General features: G+C 41.6%; 4 protein-coding genes. All 4 read right to left on the bottom strand.

The window, feature by feature from the left end; genetic code table 11:
- Positions 1 to 130: 130 nt before the first annotated feature.
- Positions 131 to 1,381 (bottom strand): M20 family metallo-hydrolase, encoded by a 1,251-nt coding sequence (locus tag V7147_RS15585; protein ID WP_335368756.1) that lies wholly within the window; start codon positions 1,379 to 1,381, stop codon positions 131 to 133.
- 14 nt (positions 1,382 to 1,395) lie between these two features.
- A complete protein-coding gene (ald, locus tag V7147_RS15580) occupies positions 1,396 to 2,499 on the bottom strand; it encodes an alanine dehydrogenase (RefSeq protein WP_335368755.1) in 1,104 nt (367 codons plus the stop codon).
- 95 nt (positions 2,500 to 2,594) lie between these two features.
- Positions 2,595 to 3,947, bottom strand: coding sequence for an aspartate aminotransferase family protein (locus tag V7147_RS15575; RefSeq protein WP_335368754.1), 1,353 nt, complete (start codon positions 3,945 to 3,947; stop codon positions 2,595 to 2,597).
- Positions 3,948 to 3,966: 19 nt separating this feature from the next.
- Entirely contained in the window at positions 3,967 to 5,439 is a 1,473-nt protein-coding gene (locus V7147_RS15570) for a CoA-acylating methylmalonate-semialdehyde dehydrogenase (protein ID WP_335368753.1), read from the bottom strand.
- Positions 5,440 to 5,593 lie beyond the last annotated feature (154 nt).

The raw sequence follows: 5,593 nt of genomic DNA, 5'->3' as shown, positions 1-5,593 counted from the left end.
TTAACATTTACGAGTTTATTCATTTTTCAAGGAATTGAGATTACGCAAGCTTTTAAAGACTTTTTTACAAATAAATAATTTACACCAAAAAAAACGAATGTAGAATTGCAATCCTACATTCGTTTTTCTTTTATTCCAGTGCCATTTTTACAGTAGTGCGATACAGGAGTTCAGTACCAAGTGAGATATCTTCAAAGGTTGAAAATTCCTTTGGATTATGGCTGATTCCATCCTTACAACGGACAAATATCATTCCGTACTCACATTCGTAGGACATCTCCAATGAATCGTGAAATGGACCACTCATTAATTCCATTGGCTCCAAGCCAATAACTTGACTCTCCTGACGCATTATTTCTTTAATTCTCTCTGCACAATAGCGAGGCTCACTATTCGTATCCTCCGTTATTTTACAATGCAACTGGTGTTCCTCTGTAATCTCTTTTATCCTTGCACGTAATTGAGCTTCAAGCTTATGACGTCTATTTAAGTCAATATCACGTAGGTCTACCGTGAAGCTTACTTTTTCAGGAATGATGTTGCGTGAATCTGGAAAAACGCGTAAACTACCTACTGTCCCAACAGTTGGTGCGCCAGGCTCCCTGCTTGCGATCTCATTGAGAGCAACGATGACTTTAGCTGCACCTACGAGTGCATCCTTCCTCATTGGCATTGGAACGGAACCCGCATGCCCTGCAAAGCCCTCCAACTCTACTGTTAACCAAAGTGGACCTGATATTCCGGTCACAATTCCAACAGGTATATTTAAATTATCTAGCACCGGTCCTTGTTCAATATGCATTTCAAGGAATGAACCAATGCTTCCTTTTCGATATTCTGATTCCTTAAATTTTGAAGGATCACATCCAAATTTGACAAGGGCCTCTCTTCTTGTAATTCCATCTTTATCAGCACGGTCAAGCTCACCGTCTTCAAGCTTTCCTAGGATTCCTCTAACGCCAAATAATCCTTTGTTAAAGCGACAGCCTTCTTCATCGGAAAAAGCAATCACTTCAATTGGTCGATTTGGAACAATTTGATTCTCTTTCAGCGTTTGAACAACTTCAAGCGCCCCTAGGACACCAATCGTTCCGTCAAACCTTCCCCCATAGGGCTGGGAATCAATATGAGAGCCTAGCATTAATATCGGTTCATTTGGATTTTCCCCTTCCATTCTACCAATTAAGTTTCCAAAATGATCAATTTTAGCGGTTAATCCCGCTTCCTCCATCCAGCCTTTAACCATTTCTACAGCTTGACGATCCTGCTTTGAAAGAGTGAGGCGACATACTCCCGTCTCACCGATTTTCCCTATTTTCGATAATGTTGTGATTCTTTCCTCAAGCCGTTCCTTATTAATGGTTAGTGTTTGTACATTCATAGAATCCCTCCTTATTAAATGGTAGTTACATATGGTAGGTTATGTGCTTTAGCAACCCCTTCGTAAACAATCTTTCCACCAATAACATTTAGCCCTTTTTGTAAGGATTTATTTTCTGTAAATGCACGTTCAAAGCCTTTGTTCGCAACCTGAAGAATATAAGGGACCGTTACATTTGTAAGTGCGATGGTGGAGGTTCTTGGAACAGCTCCAGGCATATTTCCAACTGCATAATGAACGACTCCATGCTTTGTATATGTAGGATTTGCATGTGTTGTACCATGGGTAGCCGTTTCAAATATACCTCCTTGATCAATCGCAACATCCACAATGACTGACCCTTCCTCCATTAAGCTAACCATTTCCGCAGTCACTAACTTAGGCGCCTTAGCACCAGGAATCAATACAGCACCAATCACAAGGTCCGATTCAGCCACCGCTTGGCCGATCGTATATGGATTAGACATTAGCGTCGTGATAGAATTTCCAAAAATATCATCTAACTCTCGTAATCTTGTAGGGCTGACATCTATAATTGAAACTTGTGCACCAAGACCCACTGCTATTTTCGCAGCATTCATGCCGACGACACCACCACCAATGATGGTCACTTTCCCTCGACTTACTCCAGGAACGCCGCCAAGAAGAACGCCTTTTCCACCTCTTGTTTTTTCAAGAAATGAAGCACCAATTTGGGTAGCCATGCGACCAGCTACCTCACTCATCGGAGTTAGTAAAGGAAGACTCCGATCCTCTAATTGCACCGTTTCATACGCTATTGCAACAACATTCTTTTGCATCAAGGCTTGCGTTAACTCACGATCTGCGGCTAGATGTAAATAGGTAAACAGAATAAGTCCGTCATAAAAATACTGATATTCCTCCTGGATAGGCTCTTTTACCTTTATCACCATATCGCAAGCCCATGCGTCAGCGGCCGATTGTACAATGGTTGCGCCAGATTCCAAATAAAGTTCATCAAAAAAACCCGAGTTCATGCCCGCACCAGTTTCAATAAAAACTTCATGATGATGTTGAACTAGCTGTGAGACACCAGCAGGAGTCAGAGCCACACGATTTTCATTATTCTTTATTTCCTTTGGTACTCCAATTCTCATTCCCATCTACCTTTCTATTTTAATTTTCTTGGAAAAAAACACCCGTAATCAATACTTTTAAAAAGAGAGATTACGAGTGTTGGTACAGACTATTTTTACAAAGCCATTATTTCTTCAACGACAGTCCTCTGAAGAAATTCTAAGTCTTCCACGGAAATCGTTAGAGGAGGAGCAAGAGTTAACACATTATTGTACCCTGCCACTGTAGCCCCATTTTTCCCGATAATAAGCCCCTTCTGCAGACAGCCAGCGATGACTTTATTTACTTGGCCAACTTCAAGCGGCTCTTTCGTTTGTTTATCCTTGACCAGTTCAAGCCCTATCAATAAACCCTTTCCTCGAATGTCACCAACATACGGATGGTCAGCTAAAGCTGCTGTAAGGCCTTCTTTTAATCTGTCACCAAAGTCCTTTGACCTGTCAAAAAGCTTTTCATTTTCCATAATTTCAAGGTTTTTAAGTGCTAAGGCACATGCTGCCGGATTTCCGCCAAATGTATTAACATGGCGGAAATAATCATATTCCTCAGACCCTTTAAATGCTTCGTAAATTTCTTTTTTGACGGCCGTTGCCGATAATGGGAGATATGCACTTGTAATACCCTTCGCCATTGTAATAATATCTGGCTTCACCCCATAATTCATATATCCAAATGGTTTGCCTGTTCGCCCGAATCCACAAATGACTTCATCAACAATTAGAAGGGCTCCATGTGTTTCACATACTTCCTTTACCCCTGCCATGTACTCGTCTGGCGGAACGATGACACCGCCACCAGTAATGATGGGCTCCATGATCACCCCCGCTATCGTTTCACTGAGTTCCCATGTCATCACACGGTCGATATCTTTAACTGACTGTAAGTCCGATGCTGGTGCATCTGCTTTATCATCTGAACGGTATAGGTCAGGTGGTGCTACATGGAGAAATCCTGGTGCAAGTGGTTCATACTTATATTTTCGCTGCGCTTGGCCAGTTGCTGCAAGTGAACCCATTGAATTACCATGGTAAGCACGATAGCGTGAAATAAATTTATAACGGGAGTGTTCCCCTTTTTGTTGATGGTATTGCCTAACTAATTTAAAAGCCGTTTCATTCGCTTCAGAACCACTATTTGAGAAGAAAATGACATATTCGTCTCCAAGCATTTCATTTAACTTTTCCGCTAGTTTTATTGCAGCTTCATGGCTATGTGTTAATGGATAATAGGCCATTTCTTTAAGCTGTTCATGAGCAGCATCAGCTAATTCCTTTCTTCCATACCCCACATTCACACACCAAAGCCCTGACATACCATCGAGATACCGTTTCCCATTATGATCTGTTAACCATGACCCTTCTGCTTTCTTAATCACAAGAGTCGAATTTGGATTATATGGCTTCATAGAATGCCATACAAAATCCTTATCCTTTGTTAACAGGTCTTCCCCATGTGTAACATTTGTCATACCCGCTTTCCCTCCTTTTTTAATAGTCGAAACGGGATGTAATCATTTTTTTACGTGTATAGAAATTTACTCCATCCTTTCCATTGACATGGAGGTCACCATAGAAGGAATCCTTCCAGCCTGAGAATGGGAAAAACGCCATTGTAGCAGGTACACCAACATTGATACCTAGCATTCCTGCTTCTGCTTCCTCTCTAAATTGTCTGACTGCCCTTGCATCCTTTGTATAGATGGTGGCACCATTTCCAAATCGTGATTTTCGAATATAATCTAGACCCTCATCTAAATCCTTTGCTCGCAAAAGACTTAAAACAGGTGCAAAAATTTCCTCTTGGGCAATGGTCATATCTGGGGTGACATGGTCAAAAATGGTTGGTCCCATGAAGTTTCCTTCCGGCATTTCGTCCATTTCCTTTCTTCCATCCCGAATCAATGTTGCCCCTTCTTCAAGCCCCTTCGTCACGTAGCCTAGAACCTTATTAAGATGGGACTCACGAATAACCGGTGTTAAAAGTACCTCATCATCCATTCCATTCCCAATCGTTAGCTTATCTGCTGCATCCTTTAGCCCAGATACAAATTTTTCACCGTCCCCTACAACGACAACTGCACTACAAGCCATACAACGTTGTCCTGCACTTCCAAATGTAGAACTGATGATATTGGCTACCGCCTTTTCCATATCCGCATCAGGCATGACAATATGATGGTTTTTTGCACCTGATAAGGCTTGAACCCTCTTTCCTTGTGCTGCCGCACGCTCATACACATATTTGGCAACTGGCTGTGAGCCCACAAAAGAAATGGCACTTACATTTGGATGATCTAATAACCCATTTACAACATCATGTGCCCCATGCACAACGTTTAATACTCCTTTTGGTGCCCCCGCTTCTGTAAATAAACGTGCTAGCTCATTTGCAAGCATTGGTGTCCGTTCGGATGGCTTCAACACAAAGGTATTTCCACAAGCAATGGCTAATGGAAACATCCACATCGGAACCATCATTGGGAAATTAAAAGGGGTAATTCCTCCTACTACTCCCAATGGATAGCGGAACATTTCAGAATCTATATCCTCCGCAATATTTGATAACGTCTCCCCCATCATTAAGGTCGGTGCACCTGCCGCAAATTCCACACATTCAATTCCTCGTAAAACTTCACCGTGTGCTTCCTTATAGGCNNAGGCTTTACCATTTTCTTGGACAACAAGTCTTGCTAGCCTTTCATGATTCTCCGTGAGTAAATAATGATATTTGTATAAGATCCTCGCCCGCTTTGGAACGGGTGTATTTTTCCAGGTTTTAAATGCTTCACTAGCTGCTTTTACAGCTAAGTCTACATCTTCTTTTGAAGAAAGCGGTACACGTATTAATGTTTCTTTCGTTGCGGGATTCGGCACTGCAAGTGATTCCGTCCCAAGCGCATCCACCCATTCTCCATTTATATAGTTTTTTAGTACATCTGTTTCATTTTTAACTACGGTCATATTTTGTACTGCCTCCTTTTTGATCGAAACTCTGAACCTATAGGTTAATTATCTCTCATAATGAAAGTGCTTTCATTAGACATTGTGTAAAATATCTGCCTGTCATTTTTCCACACTCTGATTGATACCTTTGACCATCAAATACGCCTTTGCG

This window comes from Bacillus sp. JJ1521, assembly GCF_036965165.1.
Classification (GTDB): Bacteria; Bacillota; Bacilli; order Bacillales; family Bacillaceae_L; genus Ferdinandcohnia.
Note: the sequence above shows the minus strand (reverse complement) of the source record. Positions and strands in the feature narration are given on the sequence as shown.

Excerpts from the sequence above, each read along its gene's own strand:
- ald (WP_335368755.1), bottom strand. The coding sequence starts at position 2,499 with ATGAGAATTGGAGTACCAAAGGAAATAAAGAATAATGAAAATCGTGTG.
- V7147_RS15575 (WP_335368754.1), bottom strand. The coding sequence starts at position 3,947 with ATGACAAATGTTACACATGGGGAAGACCTGTTAACAAAGGATAAGGAT.
- V7147_RS15585 (WP_335368756.1), bottom strand. The coding sequence starts at position 1,381 with ATGAATGTACAAACACTAACCATTAATAAGGAACGGCTTGAGGAAAGA.